This is a genomic window from Paenibacillus sp. 01T422 (genome assembly GCF_056398785.1).
On the sequence record NZ_JBFTQB010001359.1, the window covers coordinates 1 to 1,070 of the forward strand.

At 44.3% G+C, this 1,070-nt stretch carries 2 protein-coding genes; both read right to left on the bottom strand.

Annotated elements, in window-relative coordinates; translation table 11 throughout:
• A partial coding sequence (locus AC1DUA_RS38720) for a penicillin-binding protein 2 (protein WP_477504739.1) occupies positions 1-751 on the bottom strand: 751 nt, incomplete at its 3' end.
• Between the two features lie 15 nt (positions 752-766).
• Positions 767-1,070 (bottom strand): septum formation initiator family protein (locus tag AC1DUA_RS38725; protein WP_477504740.1); only part of this gene is annotated, 304 nt, incomplete at its 5' end.

The window sequence follows — 1,070 nt, forward strand, 5'->3', positions numbered from 1 at the left end:
TATCAATGGTGAGACGCACATTATTGCCGTCTTCTGCAGGTTTAAAATCAACCTTTGCATCCGGCAGCTCCACGCCTTTGCCGTCTTTTTCATAGCTTAAATTGCCAGGAACACCCTTAAGCGTATCGTCTAACTTCAACTCTAAGCCTAGTGCAGCTTTACCTTCTTTGTTCGTATATCCAAGAATATGCGAAGCTAGCGTTTCACCCGGATAATACCGTTTCTTTTCTTCCACAATACCGATTCCGATGTTCGTTTTCGCGGATTTATTCAATCGCGTTTGCATGGTCGTAATGAAATCTCGAACCTGATCCGCTCTTTCCTTGTCAATTTTCCAACCTTCGTTGCGAATTTCGACATTGACAGCGAAATCACTGCCATCCGGTTTCTTTCTCGTGGCAATCTCCCGGATCTTATTTTCAAGGGTCGCCTTGGTTATATCAGACTCTTTCAAAATATCCGCCAAACCTCTGGCAATATCATCGGCTGCATGCAGACCATCGATCATTTTGGGATTCAGGGAAACCGTGTAGGCGGTTCCTTCTTCAGCAAGCACCTTATTATTCCGATCCATGATGGTCCCTCGAACAGGCGCAATAATTTTGTCTGTCTCCCACTTTTGTTCAGCTTGCTCTAGTAACCAAGAGGCATCTACGACTTGAATCCAATAGACTTTAGCAATAAGGACAACAAAAAGAAGGGTGAAAAACCCTCCAATGAGTAAAGAACGCAGCTTAATTTTTTTTGTCATATCGATACCTGCCCGTTACGGTTTAGAAGCAGCTTTAGTATTTTTACTGCTGCTTGTGCTCGTGCTTGTCTTCGGTTTGGCTGGAGTCACTAAACTTACCTTCTTGCCATCATCCAAATTAAATCCGAGACGCACAGCTTCCTCTTTCATACGATCAGGGCTTTGCAGCTTCTCTACTTCCTGTTTCAAAGCGCTGTTCTGAGCTTGAATCTCGCGAATTTCCCCCTGCATTTTCAATATGCTCGCATTCATTTGATAGATGGACGCATATCGCMAAATGATCACACCGGCGACAAGGACACAGAGGAGAACCGTGAAC